General features: G+C 68.5%; 18 protein-coding genes. 13 read left to right on the top strand and 5 right to left on the bottom strand.

Annotated features, from left to right (window positions below):
- Position 1 precedes the first annotated feature (1 nt).
- The 3 genes from AB0B66_RS23985 to AB0B66_RS23975 form a co-directional block, all read right to left on the bottom strand.
- Positions 2 to 739, bottom strand: a complete 738-nt coding sequence (locus AB0B66_RS23985) for a transposase family protein (RefSeq protein ID WP_360533871.1) — start codon at positions 737 to 739, stop codon at positions 2 to 4.
- 307 nt (positions 740 to 1,046) lie between these two features.
- Entirely contained in the window at positions 1,047 to 1,409 is a 363-nt protein-coding gene (locus AB0B66_RS23980; protein ID WP_360533868.1) for a hypothetical protein, read from the bottom strand.
- A gap of 24 nt (positions 1,410 to 1,433) precedes the next feature.
- Positions 1,434 to 2,480 (bottom strand): IS110 family transposase, encoded by a 1,047-nt coding sequence (locus AB0B66_RS23975; protein WP_360533865.1) that lies wholly within the window; start codon positions 2,478 to 2,480, stop codon positions 1,434 to 1,436.
- 613 nt (positions 2,481 to 3,093) lie between these two features.
- Here AB0B66_RS23975 and AB0B66_RS23970 point away from each other — a divergent pair.
- Entirely contained in the window at positions 3,094 to 4,335 is a 1,242-nt protein-coding gene (locus AB0B66_RS23970; RefSeq protein ID WP_360533862.1) for a helix-turn-helix transcriptional regulator, read from the top strand.
- On the opposite strand, the gene AB0B66_RS23965 is transcribed toward AB0B66_RS23970, so the two are convergent.
- On the bottom strand, positions 4,307 to 6,091 hold the full coding sequence (locus AB0B66_RS23965) for a prolyl oligopeptidase family serine peptidase (RefSeq protein WP_360533859.1): 1,785 nt from the start codon (positions 6,089 to 6,091) through the stop codon (positions 4,307 to 4,309). The two genes, AB0B66_RS23970 and AB0B66_RS23965, sit on opposite strands and share 29 nt — an antisense overlap.
- A 325-nt stretch (positions 6,092 to 6,416) precedes the next feature.
- On the opposite strand from AB0B66_RS23965, the gene AB0B66_RS23960 reads away from it, so the two are divergent.
- The 10 genes from AB0B66_RS23960 to AB0B66_RS23915 all read left to right on the top strand — a co-directional run bounded on the left by AB0B66_RS23960 (position 6,417) and on the right by AB0B66_RS23915 (position 14,321).
- Entirely contained in the window at positions 6,417 to 6,737 is a 321-nt protein-coding gene (locus tag AB0B66_RS23960; RefSeq protein WP_360533856.1) for a hypothetical protein, read from the top strand.
- Entirely contained in the window at positions 6,734 to 8,191 is a 1,458-nt protein-coding gene (locus AB0B66_RS23955; protein WP_360533853.1) for an APC family permease, read from the top strand. Before AB0B66_RS23960 ends, AB0B66_RS23955 begins: the two co-directional genes overlap by 4 nt.
- Positions 8,192 to 8,194: 3 nt before the next feature.
- Positions 8,195 to 9,037 carry a hypothetical protein gene (locus AB0B66_RS23950; RefSeq protein WP_360533850.1) on the top strand — a complete coding sequence of 281 codons (843 nt, stop codon included), beginning with the start codon at positions 8,195 to 8,197 and terminating at the stop codon, positions 9,035 to 9,037.
- Complete coding sequence (locus AB0B66_RS23945; RefSeq protein ID WP_360533847.1) at positions 9,034 to 10,230, top strand: pyridoxal-dependent decarboxylase; 1,197 nt, start codon at positions 9,034 to 9,036, stop codon at positions 10,228 to 10,230. Before AB0B66_RS23950 ends, AB0B66_RS23945 begins: the two co-directional genes overlap by 4 nt.
- A 428-nt stretch (positions 10,231 to 10,658) precedes the next feature.
- Positions 10,659 to 11,045, top strand: coding sequence for a zinc ribbon domain-containing protein (locus tag AB0B66_RS23940; RefSeq protein ID WP_360533844.1), 387 nt, complete (start codon positions 10,659 to 10,661; stop codon positions 11,043 to 11,045).
- Entirely contained in the window at positions 11,042 to 11,566 is a 525-nt protein-coding gene (locus AB0B66_RS23935) for a hypothetical protein (protein WP_360533842.1), read from the top strand. Before AB0B66_RS23940 ends, AB0B66_RS23935 begins: the two co-directional genes overlap by 4 nt.
- A 171-nt stretch (positions 11,567 to 11,737) precedes the next feature.
- On the top strand, positions 11,738 to 11,947 hold the full coding sequence (locus AB0B66_RS23930) for a hypothetical protein (protein ID WP_360533839.1): 210 nt from the start codon (positions 11,738 to 11,740) through the stop codon (positions 11,945 to 11,947).
- A complete protein-coding gene (locus AB0B66_RS23925) occupies positions 11,944 to 12,801 on the top strand; it encodes a phosphotransferase (RefSeq protein WP_360533836.1) in 858 nt (285 codons plus the stop codon). Before AB0B66_RS23930 ends, AB0B66_RS23925 begins: the two co-directional genes overlap by 4 nt.
- A complete protein-coding gene (locus tag AB0B66_RS23920; protein ID WP_360533833.1) occupies positions 12,798 to 13,427 on the top strand; it encodes a hypothetical protein in 630 nt (209 codons plus the stop codon). The genes AB0B66_RS23925 and AB0B66_RS23920 overlap by 4 nt, the downstream gene beginning before the upstream one ends.
- 243 nt (positions 13,428 to 13,670) lie before the next feature.
- The gene (locus AB0B66_RS23915; protein ID WP_360533830.1) at positions 13,671 to 14,321 is read left to right on the top strand and encodes an HAD family hydrolase; all 651 of its coding nucleotides are present in this window, start codon (positions 13,671 to 13,673) and stop codon (positions 14,319 to 14,321) included.
- On the opposite strand, the gene AB0B66_RS23910 is transcribed toward AB0B66_RS23915, so the two are convergent.
- Positions 14,314 to 15,546: a helix-turn-helix transcriptional regulator gene (locus AB0B66_RS23910; RefSeq protein ID WP_360533827.1), complete on the bottom strand. Its 1,233-nt coding sequence runs from the start codon at positions 15,544 to 15,546 to the stop codon at positions 14,314 to 14,316. The two genes, AB0B66_RS23915 and AB0B66_RS23910, sit on opposite strands and share 8 nt — an antisense overlap.
- 423 nt (positions 15,547 to 15,969) lie before the next feature.
- On the opposite strand from AB0B66_RS23910, the gene AB0B66_RS23905 reads away from it, so the two are divergent.
- A complete protein-coding gene (locus AB0B66_RS23905; RefSeq protein ID WP_360533824.1) occupies positions 15,970 to 16,167 on the top strand; it encodes a hypothetical protein in 198 nt (65 codons plus the stop codon).
- A complete protein-coding gene (locus AB0B66_RS23900; protein ID WP_360533821.1) occupies positions 16,167 to 16,784 on the top strand; it encodes an HAD family phosphatase in 618 nt (205 codons plus the stop codon). The genes AB0B66_RS23905 and AB0B66_RS23900 overlap by 1 nt, the downstream gene beginning before the upstream one ends.
- Positions 16,785 to 17,470 lie beyond the last annotated feature (686 nt).

The raw sequence follows: 17,470 nt of genomic DNA, 5'->3' as shown, positions 1-17,470 counted from the left end.
GTCATTTCATCCTGATCGGTGTCGATGTTGCGTCGTGGAGGGCCAGTATCGCCTTCGCGATGGCGCCGATCTTGCTGACGGCGCAGCGTACGCGGGTGAGGATCTGCCAGCACTTCAGCGTGGCGAAGCCAGGCTCACCAGGTGCTCGGACGGCGGCGTGGCGGCGGTTGTAGGCCACGGCCGCCGGGATCAGACCCTTGTCCTTGCCCGCTCTGACCGGGGTGATCAGGGTGTGCGCTTCTCCCTGATAACCAAGGTCGGCCCACAGCTGCAGACCGGACTGGACAGCGGCGTCGACGACGCCGTGCCGGCGGGCGGCGGTCAGGTCGTGGGTCGAGCCGGGCAGCCCATTGGAGATCCACAGCAGGTCGCCGGTTTCGTCGGCCAGGGCCTGCAGGTTGATGCCGTATGGGCGCTTGCGGTACACCCACCAGCGCTTGTGCTCGCTGGTCCAGCGGACCCGGAAGGTCGCGATGATCGTGACGTCCAGGATCGTCACCTTTCCCTGCCTGCCGGCCAGGGCCTGTTCCAGCGACGGCGCACGCGCGGCCAGCAGCCCGACCGCCTCGCCGACATGCCGGTAGCAGGTGGCTGGCGAGACCTCGAACGATGCGGCCAGCCGGGCCAGGCTGTCACCGCAACGCAGGTGGATCAGGACCAGCAGTGCCTGCCGGGCCGGGGAGAGTTTGCGCCACCGGCAGCCGGCCTGCTTGCGATGCTCCGGCCAGCAGCCCGGCAAGGAACTCGAGATGGGGTGTCGACAAGCCGAGGACCAGGGCGGGGTAGGTTAGCAAGCGAAGCTCCTGCTGGTACGGCGGCGTGTGCTAGCCCCAGTCCTATCAGGAGCTTCTTTCGTGACCTACATACGCGCAAGAGTTGATCAACGCGAGACATCTCGACGACCAGCAGGCGCAGTGGGCTACCGAAGGCTGCGGATGTACGCCTCAACCTCCTCGTCGGTCAACGGCCGGAAGTACTCGTACGGCGCAACGGATACACTTTCACAGACCTGACGAGGATCATCCTCCGCCGCGTGCGGGTCCAAGTCACCCGCCCACCTGGATCCCATCGATCCAGATGGCGAGGCCGGGCCCAACCCGATACCCGATGTCGATCGGCTCGTAGTCGTAGCCCCTGGCGGCGAGATCAGCCACGACGTCGTCGAGGAGGCGATAGGTCAGCTGAACACCGTCGAAGAAGACCTCCTCACCTCCGTCCCCGGAGTAGGCGATCTCCACAACCTCAACGGCGTCGTCTTCCGTATAGGTCAGCACAAGAGCAGGGGTTGTGTCGTAAACCGCTCGACTCGCGCGGCCAGGGTGTACAGGCACGCCTACCCGACGCTCGACCTCGTCCCGGCTCTCGCCCACCTTTGCCAAGGTCACGCCTTCGCCAGGGATGATTTCCATCCAGCGATCTGTGAGTGGTGTTTGTCAAGCGGCGTGGGTTTGCATGACGCGGTAGAGCTGTCGGGCGAGGTAGCGCTTGAGGCAGCGGTTGATGTCGCGGGGTGTGCGGCCTTCGGTGGTGCGGCGGGTGACGTAGTCGCGGGTGGGCTGGTGGACACGTCGGCGGGTCAGGGCGATGGTGTGTAGTGCGGAGTTGGCGGTGCGGTCGCCGCCGCGGTTGAGGCGCATTCGGTTGGTGCGTCCGGAGCTGGCGGGTATGGGGCTGGCGCCGCAGAGGGCGGCGAAGGCGGCTTCGGAGCGGACGCGGCCGTGGTGGGACCAGGTGGTCAGCAGGGTCGCGGCGGTGACGGGGCCGACGCCGGGCTGGGCGAGTAGCGCGGGGCAGGTGCGGGTGGCCAGGGCGTGCAGGTCGCGGTAGTTGGCGGCCAGTAGTGCGTCGGTGGTGGTGATCGCGACGGCGAGGGTGTGCAGTTGCCGGTGGCGGACCCAGGTCTGGGTGTCGGTGCCGGTGGCTGGTTCGAGGCTGGCCAGGGCGCGGACCTGAGCGCGGGTGGGCAGGTGGCGCAGTTGGTCGCGCAACTGGTCGTCGGCGGTGAGGATCAGGGCTTTGAGCAGGTTGACGGTGGCGGTGCGCTGCTGGGTGTGGTGGCGGCGGCAGGTCAGCAGGATCCGCAGGGCTTCACGGTCGCCGTCGGCGCGTGGGATGGCGACCTTGTCCAGTGGGGTGGCCAGGACGGTCCGGGCGGCGGCGACCGCGTCGAGGCTGTCGGACTTGCCGCCCCGGCGGCGGACTGCTGTCGGCGGGGGTGGGGCCTGCAGCACGGTGTGCCCGGCCTGGATCAGGGCGCGGGTGAGTCCGTGGCCGTGGGAGCGGGTGCCTTCGACCGCCCACCATCCGTTCGGGGCGTGGTCGGCGGCCCAGGCCAGTAGTCGGCTGATGCCGGCCGGGTCGGCGGTGACGGCGGTGTGTGCCAGCACGGCTCCGGCCGCGGTGACCACGGCGGCGGTGTGAGTGTCGGTGTGGGTGTCCACCCCGATGACGGCGCTGGTCTGGTCTGCCACGATGGGCATGCGGGCCTGCCTTTCGAGTCGACGGTCCGTACGGCGTCGGCCCGGGTAGAGGTCACCGCGGACGGCAGATCTGTGATGAGTCACGCCCTACATGGGCGGACAGGCTTCTGATCAGGCCAAACCGGGTGGGCCGGGCCGACGCCGGCGACCACCGGGGACAGGTCAAATCGATGGCAGGCCGCAGGCCGCCAGATCGCTGGGGAGTCACCCGATGGGTCGCCAGGCATCGAACCCTATGACGTACGAACCCGAGCCCGAACGTCACCCACATAGAAGCGTCATGCCATGGGTGGGCTTCCTGACACGCCCGTCAGCCGTTCGACAAGGCAGCGCCAGCGGCCACCGGGCGCGCAAACTGCGCCTACGTCACATGACATCGACGTCCACCAGGATAAAGTGAGCTCAGTGCCACTGGGCGCGTTCACCAATGTCATAGCCGAGCCGACGGTCTTCCTTTGACACGACGGACGGCGACGGCCCAGGTCCCACCCTCATCTGCATTGTCTCGCGGTGCGTTCATGGTTGACAATTCGTATGTGGTCGATGGATTTACGGAGTCAGGACGTCGGTCGCGATGGGTCAAGCCCCCAAAGAACTAAAGCCAAGCAGATCCGTGCTGCACTTCTTCGGCGCGGAGGTCCGCCGCCTGCGTCAGGAACGCGGCATGTCTGCGGCCGATCTGGGCCAGGCCGTCTTCATGCACAGAGATCTGGTTCGCAAGGTCGAGACCGCCGAACGGATGCCGTCGGAGGAACTGGTCGAACGTTGCGACACGGTCCTCAATGCCCAGGGGGCGCTGCGCGGCCTGCTGCCCTTGCTCAAGCGCGAGCGCGCCTTGCGATCGGCGCGCGACAATGCCACCGCCTCGAGCGTGTTCCGTTCCGAAGCGACCGATCGTCCAGTGTTGGACTGGCTGCTGTCGGCGGGAGACGGCCCCACAGCCCGGCGGGCCGACAACTCGATCGGCGCAGACGCGGCCGAGATGCTTAACCAGTTACGTGGGGCCGACCACGTCAACGGCGCCGGTGCGACCTACCCCAAGGTGGCCGGCATGCTCGGCCATGACCTCGACACGTTGATCGATGTGGCGCCGCAGGTGGCAACCGGCTATCTCGAACTGGCCGGATACGAAGCGGTCGACCTCGGTGTCGACGGCCTGGCACAGCAGCATTACCTGCGGGCCTTGGACGTCGTGACCAGGTCCGGTGACAGGTTGTACGGCGGATACCTCATCGCGGTGAGCCTGGCTCATCTCGCGCTGCACTGCGGCGATGCGGAGCAGGCGGCCCGTCTGGCCCAGGCCGCGTTGCACGGCACCGAGCGCGTGGCCAGCCCGGCCGTGCGTGCGGCGTTCCGCACGGTCCTCGCGCGCGCGTACGCCCGGCGCGGCGACCAGGCCGCCTGCGCCGCCGCCCTGCTGCAGGTCGAAGCCGACCTTGCCCGGAGCAACCCTGCTGACGAACCTTCGTGGATCACCTACTTCGGCCCGGCTGACCTCGCCGACGAGAAGGCGCACTGCTTCTTCGATCTTGGCCTGAACGAACTGGCCCAGCGTGAGATTGTTGAGGCCACGGGCTTGCTGGAGCCGAGCCGTGTGCGGCGCCTTGCCATCGACACCGCGCTGTATGCCGCTTCGCTGGCCCGCTCGCGGCAGGTCGAGCACGCCTGCGCGATGGCGCACCGCGCTGTCGAATACGCGGCGAAGGTTGTCTCGTTCCGCAGCGCCCACCGCATCGTGATGATGGTCGCCGAGCTGCAGCCCTATGCCGCGCTGCCCGAGGTGCGGGACCTGATCGAGGATGTCCGGACGCGGCTGCCGTCGCTGGTCAGCCTTGCGCCGGGCCAGCGGCCTTGAGCACCGCAGCGTAGGCGTCGAGCTCGGCTTCCAGCGCCGCGGCCAGCGCGGTCGGGTTGGACAGGTAGTGCCCCGCGTCCTCGATCTCCAGTAGACGGACGAGCAGCTTTCGATCATCCAGGTCTGCCGCCAGCTTCAGCACGTCGTCGATGGGTGCGACGTGGTCGCGGTCTCCGTGGATCAGCAATACGGGTCGTCGCACTCGCTCCGCGCGCACCTCGGCGACATCGTGGGCCAGGATCGCCGCATGCGGTTGCTGAAAGCGTGGCGCGGTCGTCGCCCACCGTTTCGGGTCCACGATCGCGGACCGGGCCACCGCGAGCGAGAACGGACCGTCTTCACACACGGCTCGCAATGCGGTGTAGCCGCCGGCACTGGCGCCGGAGATGAACACCGCCCCAGGTCGTGCATGACCGCTGGCCAGCAGGTACTCGGCGACGTTGTGGCAGTCCTCGACGTCGAGTCGGCCCCAGTGACCGTCCAGAGCCTTGCGGTACGCCCGGCCGTAGCCGGTGCTTCCCCGGTAGTCGACGTCGGCGACGGCGAACCCGCGGCTGGTGAAGAACTGCACCTCCCAGTCCAACCTGAGATCGCTGTGGTACGTCGGCCCGGCGTGCGGCCTGACGATCAACGGCGCGTGGTCGGCTCCCCCGGCCGGCGGGTAGAACAGCACATGGACGTCGGCCCCACCGGACCTGACCTTCATGATCTCAGGTACTGAAAGCTCGGTCGTTGCTTTGATCTGGCCGGAGCTTCGGCGGATCACCTCGATGTCGTCGGAGCCGTCCGTGGCGACCACCGCTATCTCCTGCGAGCGTGTCGGCGAGGCTCCGATCAGCGCGATCCGGTCACCGAGAGCTGCCAGGTATGGCTTGATCGTGGTGTACGGCAACTCGATCGCCCTGATCGAACGGTCAGCCTCCACGACGACGAGCCGGTGCACTGGTCCGTGCTGAACGGTCATCCCGATCCGGCCTGCGGGCAGCAGCACGTAGTTGGCGTAGCCGGATTCCCACGGCGCCGTCGCGCACTCGGCTTCCATCGGTGCAACAGCCTCGGTGCCACCGTCGTGCCACCGGTAAAGGTTCCACCATCCCGTCCGGTCGGACAGAAAGTACAGCGAACCGTCCGTTCCCCACCGCGGCTGTACCGCGGACTCGTCATGTGAACCCGCGACGTGGACGGGCACTCCGAGGTGCCCACTACAGCCGTGGTCGGCGACCCAGACGTTGCACGCGTCCCACGGCATCACGTCCCTGTCCCACTGCGTCCACGCCAGGCGACCCGCGTTCGCTGTTGGCGAGGCGAGGAAACCTCCCGTCGACCGGAGGACTCTCAGCTCGCCGGATGCGGGATCGGCGGCAACCAGCTCGTCTCCACCGGCGTCCTCCCTCACACACCACAGCCGGCCGTCAGACCACGCGAGATCGCCATAGCTGTGCGCGCTGACGGTCGACGCCGTGCCGGCCACGACCTGCCCTGTGGATGCGCTCACCAGCGCGATCTCAGAGTGGGGCAGCACCGCGTACGGCATGCCGCCATACGCGTGCAGGTTGCTGCCCACACCTTCACCGGCCAGGTGGCATCTCCGGGAGGCCGCTGACGGATCCCAGCTCATCACCGCATGGCCCACCTCCGGTGACGACTCCACCCAGTACACCAGACCATCGGAGCTGGTCAGCCAGTCATACGAGGTTCCGGCCTGCGCCACGTCATTGGCAGTTGGCACCGACGTGCCAGCGCCGTTCTCGAGCATCCGCCGATCACCTCTCTACTCACGCACGCTGATCACAACACACCTTGGGCAGCGAGCGCGACCATGCACCGAGCCACGCCATGCGCGGAGCCGCGGAATCGGGATGGTTTCCCAATGGCAGATTGCACCCTGCATGGGCTCGGTCCCCGCTGCGTATGCAGACAAACGCCCGGTCTGCATCGCGGGTATCGACCTTGGCGCTGCGGTCCCCGTCAATGGGTGTGAGGCCCTGCCCCGTCTGAAGTCGCCTGCCGGGGTTGGGTCGGTGGGCGGGCACCGTGCCCGCCCACCATCCAACTGTCGTCTGGCGGGGAGATCCGAAAACATGACTGGCCTGATGGTGGGCACCGGCTGGTACGGCATGGTGCGCCGCCGCATACTTGACTCCGTCGCGATCTTCGCGGTGCGCCGTGACTGGCCGGACTCGCGCACGCACGAGTTCGTGGCGCCGCGATTGACGGTGGCCGATGCACTGCGGGCGGCGGCCGCCGACCACTCGTACTGGCGGCGCAGCCCGCTGCGGCCGCGCGTGAGTGTCGTGCGGATGAGCGCGAACGACTTCCGCATCCACCGTGACCGCCGCGATTGCGCTGCTCCGGACTGCGCGGTCGCCACGCAGGCGGCGAGTGACGGAGCGGTGCGATGACACGCGCGACCCTGGCACAGGGCAAGCTGGGCCCGGTCGGACTGTGGATCATGGCTGTGGTGGCGTCGTCGCCGTTGACGGTCCAGGTCGGTGGTATACCGACGATGTACGCCGCCACCGGGGTCGCGGGGGTGCCGTTGGCCTTCATCCTGGTGGCGTTCGTGCTGTACGTGATCGCGGTCGGTTACGCGGGCGCCGCCGGGCACATCCGGCATGCCGCGCCGCTGTACGCGCTGATGGGGCGCGGCCTGTCGCCGGTGGCCGGGATCGCCGCCGGTTTGTGCGCGCTGGCCGGCTACCTGGCGATCGGGACGTCGCTGTACGGGCTGCTGGGCCCGACGCTGGTCGGGCTGGCCCAGGCCGGGCCGTGGTGGGCGTGGTCCGCTGGCACGCTGGCGATCGTCGCGGCGCTGGGGCTGCTGGGCGGCGTCAACAGCACCCGGTTCCTCGGCGCGCTGCTGGCGGTCGAGCTCGCCGTGATCGTCTTCTACGTCGCCGCGGCTCTCGCGCAGCGCTCCGGACCGCTCACGCTGGCACCGCTGGCGCCGTCAGCGCTGCTGGTGCCGGGTATGGCGGGCACGGTCGCGTTCGCGATGGCGGCGTTCGTCGGGGTGGAGACGGTCCCGGCATACGCGGAGGAGGCCCGTGGGGGTGCGCCGAGCGTGCGCCGGGCGATGCTCGCGGCGGTCGTCTTCGCGGGGGTGTTCTACGCGCTCGGTGCGTGGGCGATGGCGGTCAACGCCGGGCCCGACCGCCTGTCGCAGATCGGCGCCGACGCCGCTGAGGGGCCATTGCAGACGCTGAGCCGGGTGTTCGGGCCGGGTGTCGGGCTGCTGGCGACGATCCTGCTGATCACGAGCGTGATCGCCGCGATGTCGAGCTTCCACCAGGCGGGCGCGCGGTACCTGTTCGCGATGGCCCGCGAAGGCGTCCTGCCGGGCTACCTGGCCACGACGAGCAGGTCCGGTGACGCAGGCACGCCGGTGGCGGCGTCACTGACCCAGACCGGGCTGGCGGGGCTGGTCATCGCCGGGTTCGCGGTCAGCGGCGCGGACCCGCTCGCAGTGATGTTCACGTGGCTGTCCACGCTGGGGGCGGTGCTGCTGCTGGCGCTGCTGGTGGTGGCCGCCGCGGCGGCGCACCGGTTCTTCAGCACCGGTCAGGGCACCAACGACAGCGTCCTGGTGCGGCAGGTCGCCCCGGTCACCGGCTGCGTGCTCGGTGTCGTGCTCATGGTGATGATGCTGGCCAACCTCGGTTCCCTGCTCGGCCTGCCACCCGGTTCGCGCCGCTGGCTGACGCTGCCGGCGCTGGCTGTGGCGGTAATGCTGGCCGGACTGGTGTGGGGCGGTCTCGTGCGCCTGGTCCGGCCAGCCGCGCTGGCTGACGTCGGGCGGGTGGTCGCCGATCCGGTCAGCTCCCCGGTCCGGCGGCTCAGCAAGCTGGTGATGTGAGACATGACCACCAACCACTCCTACAGCGGCCGGCAACCGACCCGCGAACCTGACCGCCACGACGAGCAGGCCCGCGATCAGCAGTCACGCCCGCCGGCCGAGCTGGACGACCTCACGAGGTACACCGACGCGCGGGTGCAAGCCGTCGAGAGAGTCCGCCGCATGATCTCTCTTTTCACCATCAACATCTGGGAGCAGCGGTTCGCCGACCCCCTCGCTCCGCACGCCCTGGCCTACCTGTACCTGCAGCACGACCAGCGCCGCAAGGGCTACTTCCAGATCACGGCAGCCTGGCAGCTGTGGCTGGAACACCCCGACGTGCGGGTGCTGCCGCGGCTGCTGTTCGAGCTGCACCACCAGCTCGCGCCCCGCGCGGCGGGGCCCGGTTTCGACATCCGTGACGAGCTGTCGGTCGGCCGCGACGCTCACATGGCCTCCGGGGCGGCCGGGGTGTACGCAGGCCTGGCGGTGATCAGCCTCGACACCGCCGCCGGTTCGTGGGAGAAGTCGCAGAAGACGGCGAAGTCCGCGCTCGACCTGCCCGCAGTGGCCAGGATCGTGCTGACCGACGGCGCGCTGATGGCCTGCCATCACGGCGGCCGGCAGGACTTCAACTCCTTCACCGTGGAGGCCACCTGCACCCTGTCGCACGGCACCGTGCGGGCGCTGTGCGACTGGAGCTTCATCGATCCAGACACGCTGCGACGACGCGAGACCGACCGCGAAGTTCTGCGCTGGGCAGGCGAGCTGTCCGACACGCTCGCCCAGGCCGACAACGGCCGCATCGCCGCCCTGCAGCAGGCCGAGCACGGCGCCAACCGCACCAGAGGGCGAGGGCGAGTATGACCAACATCGCTCCGCGTGACCTGCGCCCGCTGTGGGAGCAACTCAAGGCCGAGGCGGCCGAAGACGCACGCACGAACATCGGCTTTCCCGGCGCCACTGACATCACCCACGAGCAGCTGGCCGACCTGATGACCGGCGTGCTGCTGAACAACATCGGCAGCCCGTACGACGGCGGGCACGGCCGCAACCACACCAAGGACCTCGAGATCGAGGTCGTCAACCTCGTCGCCGACCTGTTCGCCGCCCCGGCCAGCCGCTGGGGGTATGTGACCGGCGGTGCCACCGAGGGCACCGAGCACGCTCTGTTGGATGCCCGCCGCCGCTATCCCGACGCCGTGGTCTACACCTCGGCCGCGGCGCACTACAAGATCGGCGATCTGGCGGACAAGTTGCTGATGCCCCTGGTGGTGATCGGCACCGACGACGGCGGGTGCATCGACGTGGCCGATCTGGCCGGCGAGCTCGCCCGGCGCCGGGACCGGCCCGCGGTGATCGTCGCAGTCGCCGGCACGACGATGACCGAGGCCGTCGACGACGTGCCCGCCATCGCCGCGGCGTGCGACCGGCTGTCGATCCGGCAGCGGCGGATCCACGTCGACGCAGCGTTGTCCGGGCTGCCACTGGCGCTGGTGCCCGTCGACGGCGTTCCGCGGTTCGATTTCAACGTCCGCGCCGTGACGTCGATCGTGGTCAGCGGGCACAAGTTCCTCTCGACCCTGACGCCCAGCGGGGTACTGGTGTACCGCGACCCACCCCAGGCGGCGCTGTCCGCCGCCGTGTCGTACACCGGCACCGCCAACGTGACGATCCCGGGCAGCCGGTCCGGGCACACGACCCTGCTGCTGTATGCGGCACTGGCAGGGCTGGGCAGCGAAGCGCACCGGGCCCGGATACGTCGCTGCCGGGACACCGCACAGTACGCCTGCGCGCAGCTGTGCCGCATTGGCGTGGACGCCCGACGCCACCCCCACGCGTTCACGGTGTACTTCCCACCACCACCGGCCCACCTGGCCGAGCGGTGGGTGATTCCCGCCGATGACCGGCACGGCCACCTGATCTGCATGCCGCAAGTCGGCAGGCAGGATATCGATGCGCTGATCGCAGACTGGAAGCTGTCGATGCAGCCGACCCCGGCCCAGCGCGGCAGGCTTTCGCGCCTACTGGCGGCCGGCGCAACGAGGGCTCAGCCATGAGCCCCGTATGCACAAGACCGGGCTCAGTGACGGGACCGCCGATCAGGCGTCACCGGGCGCACCGAGCCTGTAGGCACGGCGGCGCCGACGCCGTTGACCGCCATTGTCGGCAAGCGCGGAAAACCGCGCCGAATGTCTCCATCGCCTGCAGGGGTGGCGATGGACAGCCCGGACGAGGGGTGCCGGCGGCGGCCCAGACCTGCCTACACCTGTGGCCGGGTGGGGAGTCTCTCCATCACCGCGGGCATCGTGCCGGTCCAAGGTCTGGGCCGCCATTCCCCCGACGACTCCGGCAGCTACCGGGCACGCCTCCACGTCGCCCCGCGGTCGAGGTCCGGCCACCCGCCGCGAACCTGCCGGGGCCGGGGCAGGGCGAGCCTGACGCCCCCCACTCGCCCTGCCCCGCGCCAAGACCGAGAGGAGAAGAAGTGACCGGAATGCGTCCAGCCACGACGGGACAGCCCACCCGCCAACCCGTCTCGTTCCAGGATTTGCTGCACTGCGCATGGTGCAGCGGCCCGATGGCGGCCGTGCACCCGGCCGATGGAGCACGGGGCTACCAGTGCCCGCCACGCTGCAGCCGCAAGAACCCCGTCAACGCCGACTGGCTCGAACGGCAGGTCCTCGACGCACTGCACCACCGGGTCCAGCTCGCCAACACCCCGAATGTGCTCGACGCGATCACCGTCGGCGCCCCGCAGCCGGGACAGATCCGGCTGACCTGGCGCGTGCGCCACCTGACGATCTCCCAGCCGCAGGACAGGCCGACCGTGCGTTTCGTCCCCGCCCGCAACCCGCAACGGAGCACACCATGACCATCGCCGATCCGCGCCCGACCCGCACCGACCTGATCAGGACGCTGACCAGGGTCGAACGTGTCTTCGTCATCCCTGTCTGCACCGACGGGCAGTTGCTGCTCCTACGTCACGAGATCGCACGCCACGCGTACTGGACCTTCCCCACGATGGCGCGCCCGCTCCCCCGCACCCACCTGACGCCCCTGGCACACAGGCTCACCCGGGAGAAGCTGGGCATCGAGCCGTCGCAGCTGCGCCTGGTCGCGATCTTCGAACCGACCCGCGCGCACGGGCGCGCGGCCGTCTACACCGCGGCGCTACCCGCCACCGGCGCGCAGATCATCACCAACCATGCCGGCGGCCCCGCCCGCCGGCACCCGCTGCAGGCGATGACGTTCACCGCCGACACCATCAACGCGCTCGACATCCGCCCGGCTGAGGTCACCGCCCTGCTGGCGACCGGCGGAGATCCTGCCCGGAACGCATCGCTGCTGCCCGACCTCGTCGATGCCGCAACCACCAGCCCCCACAACCGATAGGACCTACGTGGACACCACCGACCTGCCCGTGCCCCACGACCGCACCGTACAACGGCCCGGCTGGGACCAGCTGCCAGCCGACCTGCGTGAATCGGTCAGCGCCAGTCTCGACTCCCGGGTGAGCCACGCCGCCGTCAAGTACGGCGGTTTCAGCCCGGCTTCGCTGCCGTCGTGCACACCGCCGACCACCGCGCCCACTTCGTCAACGCCGTCCACGCCGCCTCGCCCCTGGCAGGCTCGTACCGCACCAAGGCCGCAGTCAGCGCCGAACTCCCGCCAGCCGTACCGGCGCCCCGGTTCGGCTGGACCGCCGGCCTGGCCGGGCATGTCGTGCCGTGCTTCGTAGGTGAGCCGGCCACGGCCGAAGGGGTGCGACGATGAGCACGGTCTTGTCCGAGGCCGTCCCCGGTCAGATCAGGGCACGGCTGTCCTCGCTCGGAATCCAGCCCGGCCAGGTCGTGCGTGCCACCGGGAAGAGCATCACATTCCACGCTCAAATGGACGCCGCGGCGGTGGTCGTCAAGGTGCTGCTCACCGACGACCCGATGTGGGTCCGACACCAGCAGGCTGAACAGGCCGCCTACCGCACCACCGAAGCCGACGCCTGCCCGCTGACGACGGCGCGGATGCGCTTCGGCGACGGCCAGATCACCATCCTCGACCGGCTCCCCGGTCAGGTCCTTCATCCTGACCGATACCCCAGGCAGTTGCCCGAGCCCGTCGTGCGCCGCATCCTCGAACACCTCGACCTCATCTACACCTGGCGGCCCGACGGCCTGACCCGCCAGCCGGTCACCAGCACCTACCTCGACAGGCACACCGCCAGCGGCCTGCTGACCAGCGCCGATCGGGCGGCTGTCGACGCCCTCCTGGCTGACGGGCAGCCGCTACGGGTCGAGCACGGCGACCCGCACTCCACCAACTTCCTCATCACTGGCGACAGCGTCGCGGTCGTGGACCTCGAGCACATGGGCTGGCACCTCGCGGGGCTGGACTGGGCCATGCTGCGTCTGCTCTGGGGTCCGGCCAACCCGTGGCTGCCCACCGAACTGCAGTGCAGCGCCGAACGCGACGGCGTGAGCGGCGCCTACGCGGTCAACCTGATGCTGCTGGCCTGCCGCGAATGGCAGATCCACCTCGCCGAACCCGACTTCGCCCAGCTGCAACCAGTGCTCGAGGCGAACCTGACCAAAGCCCGCGACCACTTGCACCGCACTCACCGGAGCATGCAATGAGCTATGTAGTCCTCGTCACCGGCGTATCCGGTAGCGGCAAATCAGCACTCAGCAGACACCTGAGCGCGCGCGGCGAACACGCGATCAGCCTCGACGGCCACCCCGGCCTTTGCCAATGGCAAGACCAGCACGGTCGGCACGTCCAGCGACCCGTCAAACCGAACATCGGCTGGCTGCGCACGCACCACTGGGCCTGGCGTCCCACCGCGCTCGACACCCTGATCGCTGAGAGGCGGCAGGCCGGACACCGGCGTTCGTTCTTGTGCGGCACGGCCGGCAACCAGCATCAGCTGCTCGATCGGTTCGACCTGGTGGTTACGATCGATGTCGATGCCGCGACCATGTCAAGTCGCCTGGACAGCATCAGCCGCAGCAACCCGTTCGGCCGCGTCGGCGCCAGTCGACGACTGCTCGCCGAGCGCTTCGAATCCGACAGGGCAGCCATGCTCACCGCTGCCCACCACGTCGTGGATGCAACAGCGCCTGTCGAGGTCGTCGCGAACATGGTCTGCGCCCTTGCCGCCCTGCATCAGCTCGAAGTCATCGGCACCCGGTTGGCCAGCTCAGCGAGGCAGCCGGGACATCGCCGGGAGGCACCGCCGCGGGCAGCACACACCACCGGCTGAAGCAGCGGCCCAGTCATTCGACCCCTGTCTCCCTGACGCAGAGCAACGGCAGGCACGGTTGTAGGCCGTGAACGCGGACGGCAAGCAGCGGCCGCTGCTGCCATGTTTCGCGGGTCAGCCGCAGCGTATCTGCCATGCAGACGGAGCCGGCGTCTGAATCGGCGACAACCCGGATCGGCGGCCGCAACCGGCCGCCGGATAAAGTAGTGATACGCAAGAACATTCGGGTTGAGGAGGCAACGAGTGGTCGTCCGTTCTGTCGTCTTCGACGTTGGCGAGACGCTGCTCGACGACACCGCCGAGTTCGGCCGGTGGGCGGACTGGATCGGCGTGCCGAGACACACTTTCTCCGCCGTCCTCGGCGCGGTCACGGCACAGGGACGCGACAACGCCGAGACTTTTCAGTACTTCCGCCCCGGTTTCGACCTCGTCAAGGAGCGCCAAGCACGCGAGGACGCCGGAGTTGGCGAAGCGATCAGCGACGCCGAGCTCTACCCAGACGCCCGCCGATGCCTTCAAGAGCTGAGGGCACGCGGACTGTGGGTCGGCATCGCCGGTAACCAGACCACCCGCGCGGCGACGCTGCTGCGCGCGCTCGACCTTCCTGTAGACGCCATCGCCACCTCTGGCGAATGGGGAGTGGCGAAACCGCAGCCGGGCTTTTTCGCTCGCGTCGCGGCTTTCGCGCCCGGGGAGCCGCATGAGATCGCCTACGTCGGCGACCACCGGGACAACGACATCATTCCAGCCCATGCAGCCGGTCTTCGTACGGTCCTGGTCCGCCGCGGGCCCTGGGGACACCTGTGGGCAGAGGATCCGGCGGTTGTCGCCACCGCAGACTGGGTCATCACCACACTGACCGAGCTGCCGGATCTGGTGCGCCCGATCAGCTGAGGTTTCGGCCAGCCCAGCGACACAGGTTCGTCAGCCGGTCTGACGGCCGCCGCGCCTCAGCTACAAGTCCTGCTAAAACGGCCTTCACCTGCGGATGCGGGCGCATGTGCTGCGGCGCGATGCGTCGTGCCTGCGTGAGAGCCGCTACCGCTTCGTCATGGCGTCCTGCCCGTTGGCAGGCGACCGCGCGGTCCAGGAAGAAATGCGACCGTCGTTCGGCCGGAACCTCCGAAGGCGGCACCCAGTTCCCGGACAGCTCCAGCGCCGTCACCAGGTCATCCACGTCCAAAGCGAGTGAGACCTGGTGTATCCGGACCGATGAGATTCCAAAGGCAGTACCCCTGTAGACGCCGTCCCGCACACGGTCCGCCCATCGCGCGGCCACCTGCAGATGGCCCTCGGCCGCCGCGCGATCGCCGCCGCGCGCCGCGAGCACCGCAGCCCGCATATGCAACGAGCCCACCTGAGCCCCCGCCGCTGGCGAGTTACGTGCCACGCCCTCAATGCGTGCGGCCGCCTGGTCGAGCAGCTTCTCCCCACGGAGGAAGTCCCTGTTCACGAAGAACAACTCGCCTCGCACGTACTCGGCTGCGGCCATGGTGAGCGGCTCATCCGAGCCTGCAGCTGACGCGCGGAGCAAGTCGATCAATCGGGCGGAGAGGTCGTGCTGACCCGATTTGTCTGCAATCGCGTCCGCGGCACGGTACACCTGAAACAGAAGTGCCGAGATCACGGGGCCAGGCATGACGACATTCGCGCGATGCAACTCGGGCAATAGCAAAGGCAGGGTGCAAGCAAGGCCGCGATAGTCGGATGCCAGGCGCTTACGCACGATCTCTGCGACGTCGAGCTCGAGATCCGAAACGTCGCGGATCAGACCGTCGTCTGGGTCGTCTCGCAAATCGAGACACCGTCGCAGGGCGGTGAGCAGGTCGGGGACATCGGTAGCATCAAGTTGGGCCTCAGCGTCTTCACGGTCGAGCTCCAGCGCCAGCTGACTCAGCGATCCGTCCGTGCGCAACTCCCTGTCAAGTGCCCGGACGAGTTCCGCAGCTGGACGGCGCAGGCCAAGCTCGATCTTCCCGATAAGATGACCGGAGTAGGAGACCCTGCGGCCGAGCTCGGTCTGCGACAACCCTGTGGCCTCTCGCAGCGTCCTCAGCCGCGCACCAAACAGGTGCAGCGCCGAAAGCTCCGGTCGCAGCTCCTTGAGCCGGCCTGCCATCAGCCCCTCCGCGCTCAAGCCAATACCAACATCGATGTGTTTAACGTTAGCGCAGCCACCCACGGCATCGCGAGAGCTCCGCCGAGCGCAACGTTGGATCTACAATAGACCGGTAGCTATCCTATTCGTTGGCCGATGCGACCCACCTTCCGACGGCCAAAGGCTCCGGCCGCAGTTGATTCCAAACGCATCTCATGTCCCCGGTACAGGCTCCGGCAAGTCTCCAGATCCACCGTTAGAGCGGAGCCTGATGCGATACCCAGAAGGGCTGCGTGCCCTCCTGCATTGGGCCCCGCGCCGCGCCATCGGCGCACCCGCCTCCTCGGACGCGCGCCGAACCGCCGACCAGGCTTACTCCAGTGACAGGGGCAACCCCGCCATCTCGCCACGGCTTACATCGACAAAGCCAAGGTGAGTGTTCAAATGCGCGACATCGACGTACCACGGCGACGCTGCGGCGGCGCGTGCGCTGGTATGCAAGTCGAGCACTCCCGCGACCTCGACCGCACAGATTCGGTTGCGGCACGTTCCGAGCAGGGCGAGCTACGGGCGGCCAAGATTCTGAGTGACGAGGTACGCATGATCCGCATCGACCATCTCAGCATCGAGACGGAGATCTGATGGCATACCGAGCGCTGATCCTGGACTTCGGTGGCGTGCTCACGACGGATCTCTGGGAGTCCATCAGGGATTGCGCACGGGAGGAAGGGCTTCCGCCAGACGCGCTCCTGGATCTGCTGCGCAAGGATCCCGAGATTCGAGAGCTGTTCGCCGGCCTGGAACGTGGCACGGTCAGCCAGGTCGACTTCGAAGCGCACCTCGGCGCGGCCGCCGGCATCGCGCCAGAGCGCCTGCTCAACCGCATGACCGCGAGCCTCCAACCGGACGAACTCATGCTGGCCGAGGTCGCACGGCTACGTCGGCATGGGGTGGCGACGGCGGTCCTTTCGAACTCCTGGGGCAGTGAGCACTTCGATCCCTACGACGGCTATGACCTCGAAGATCGCATGGACACGGTCGTCATCTCCGATCAGATCGGGCTACGCAAGCCCGATCCGGAGATATTCCAGCTCATCCTCGACCGGCTTGACGTCAAGGCGACCGAGGCCGTCTTCGTCGATGACCTCGCGGCAAACCTCGAGCCGGCACGCGCGCTGGGAATGGCTGTCATCCATCACACGCTGAACACCACCACCGTCGCCGAGCTACAGCACCTATTCAGGCCGTCGATCCGCTAGCACCGCGACGGACACCAGCTAAATGATCTAGTCAGCGGATGCAGACAGCGTCATTGTCTGCATCCCTGCTCTGGAGAGTGCGCGGTCGGATACCCCTCAATGAATCCAGGACATCGATACCGACTGGATTCGGAGACCTGCCATGACGACCAGCATCGTCGGTCGATCGTACGGCGACATCGCCCAGCTCGCGGCAAACGTACCGGCACCGGGCTCTGGCGGGCTGCGCGTGGTCGGCCTCCCAGCTGTGCGCCCCGTCCGAGCACCACAACCTCGCTCACCCTGCCGAACGGCCGCGCAGCATCATGCGCCGCCACCACGTCCGGCGAGGAGGCGGGTGCCAGGGGCCTGGCGAGCCGCGCCTGGCCCGGGATGTGCCCTGCGTCATCCGACGTCCCCAGCACAGCGTGCGGCGCGTACAACTCCCCAATGCAGCGCGTGACTGGCCGCTCGGGACTTGCCGGATTGGCGTGGATGATCGTCACGGCGTGCGGTGATTCGCGCCAGCCACGGTCGGCCGGAAGGGCGGGCAGGCTTTGAATGCCGACGACTTCTTCCGTATCGGCCACCACTACGTCTCAAGCTGGCCGCGAATGCACGCCTGCGCGGAAGGCTGTTCGGCTACGAGCTGCTGCACGCCCTGCCTGGACCGACCAGCGCGGACCTCAGACGATGCCGTCGACATC

This window comes from Catellatospora sp. NPDC049111 (assembly GCF_040648615.1).
GTDB lineage: Bacteria > Actinomycetota > Actinomycetes > Mycobacteriales > Micromonosporaceae > Catellatospora > Catellatospora aurea.
Note: the sequence above shows the minus strand (reverse complement) of the source record. Positions and strands in the feature narration are given on the sequence as shown.

Excerpts from the sequence above, each read along its gene's own strand:
- AB0B66_RS23980 (WP_360533868.1), bottom strand. The coding sequence starts at position 1,409 with ATGGAAATCATCCCTGGCGAAGGCGTGACCTTGGCAAAGGTGGGCGAG.
- AB0B66_RS23975 (WP_360533865.1), bottom strand. The coding sequence starts at position 2,480 with ATGCCCATCGTGGCAGACCAGACCAGCGCCGTCATCGGGGTGGACACC.
- AB0B66_RS23920 (WP_360533833.1), top strand. The coding sequence starts at position 12,798 with ATGAGCTATGTAGTCCTCGTCACCGGCGTATCCGGTAGCGGCAAATCA.
- AB0B66_RS23905 (WP_360533824.1), top strand. The coding sequence starts at position 15,970 with ATGCGCGACATCGACGTACCACGGCGACGCTGCGGCGGCGCGTGCGCT.
- AB0B66_RS23965 (WP_360533859.1), bottom strand. The coding sequence starts at position 6,091 with ATGCTCGAGAACGGCGCTGGCACGTCGGTGCCAACTGCCAATGACGTG.
- AB0B66_RS23955 (WP_360533853.1), top strand. The coding sequence starts at position 6,734 with ATGACACGCGCGACCCTGGCACAGGGCAAGCTGGGCCCGGTCGGACTG.
- AB0B66_RS23910 (WP_360533827.1), bottom strand. The coding sequence starts at position 15,546 with ATGGCAGGCCGGCTCAAGGAGCTGCGACCGGAGCTTTCGGCGCTGCAC.
- AB0B66_RS23925 (WP_360533836.1), top strand. The coding sequence starts at position 11,944 with ATGAGCACGGTCTTGTCCGAGGCCGTCCCCGGTCAGATCAGGGCACGG.
- AB0B66_RS23960 (WP_360533856.1), top strand. The coding sequence starts at position 6,417 with ATGACTGGCCTGATGGTGGGCACCGGCTGGTACGGCATGGTGCGCCGC.
- AB0B66_RS23900 (WP_360533821.1), top strand. The coding sequence starts at position 16,167 with ATGGCATACCGAGCGCTGATCCTGGACTTCGGTGGCGTGCTCACGACG.
- AB0B66_RS23950 (WP_360533850.1), top strand. The coding sequence starts at position 8,195 with ATGACCACCAACCACTCCTACAGCGGCCGGCAACCGACCCGCGAACCT.
- AB0B66_RS23945 (WP_360533847.1), top strand. The coding sequence starts at position 9,034 with ATGACCAACATCGCTCCGCGTGACCTGCGCCCGCTGTGGGAGCAACTC.
- AB0B66_RS23935 (WP_360533842.1), top strand. The coding sequence starts at position 11,042 with ATGACCATCGCCGATCCGCGCCCGACCCGCACCGACCTGATCAGGACG.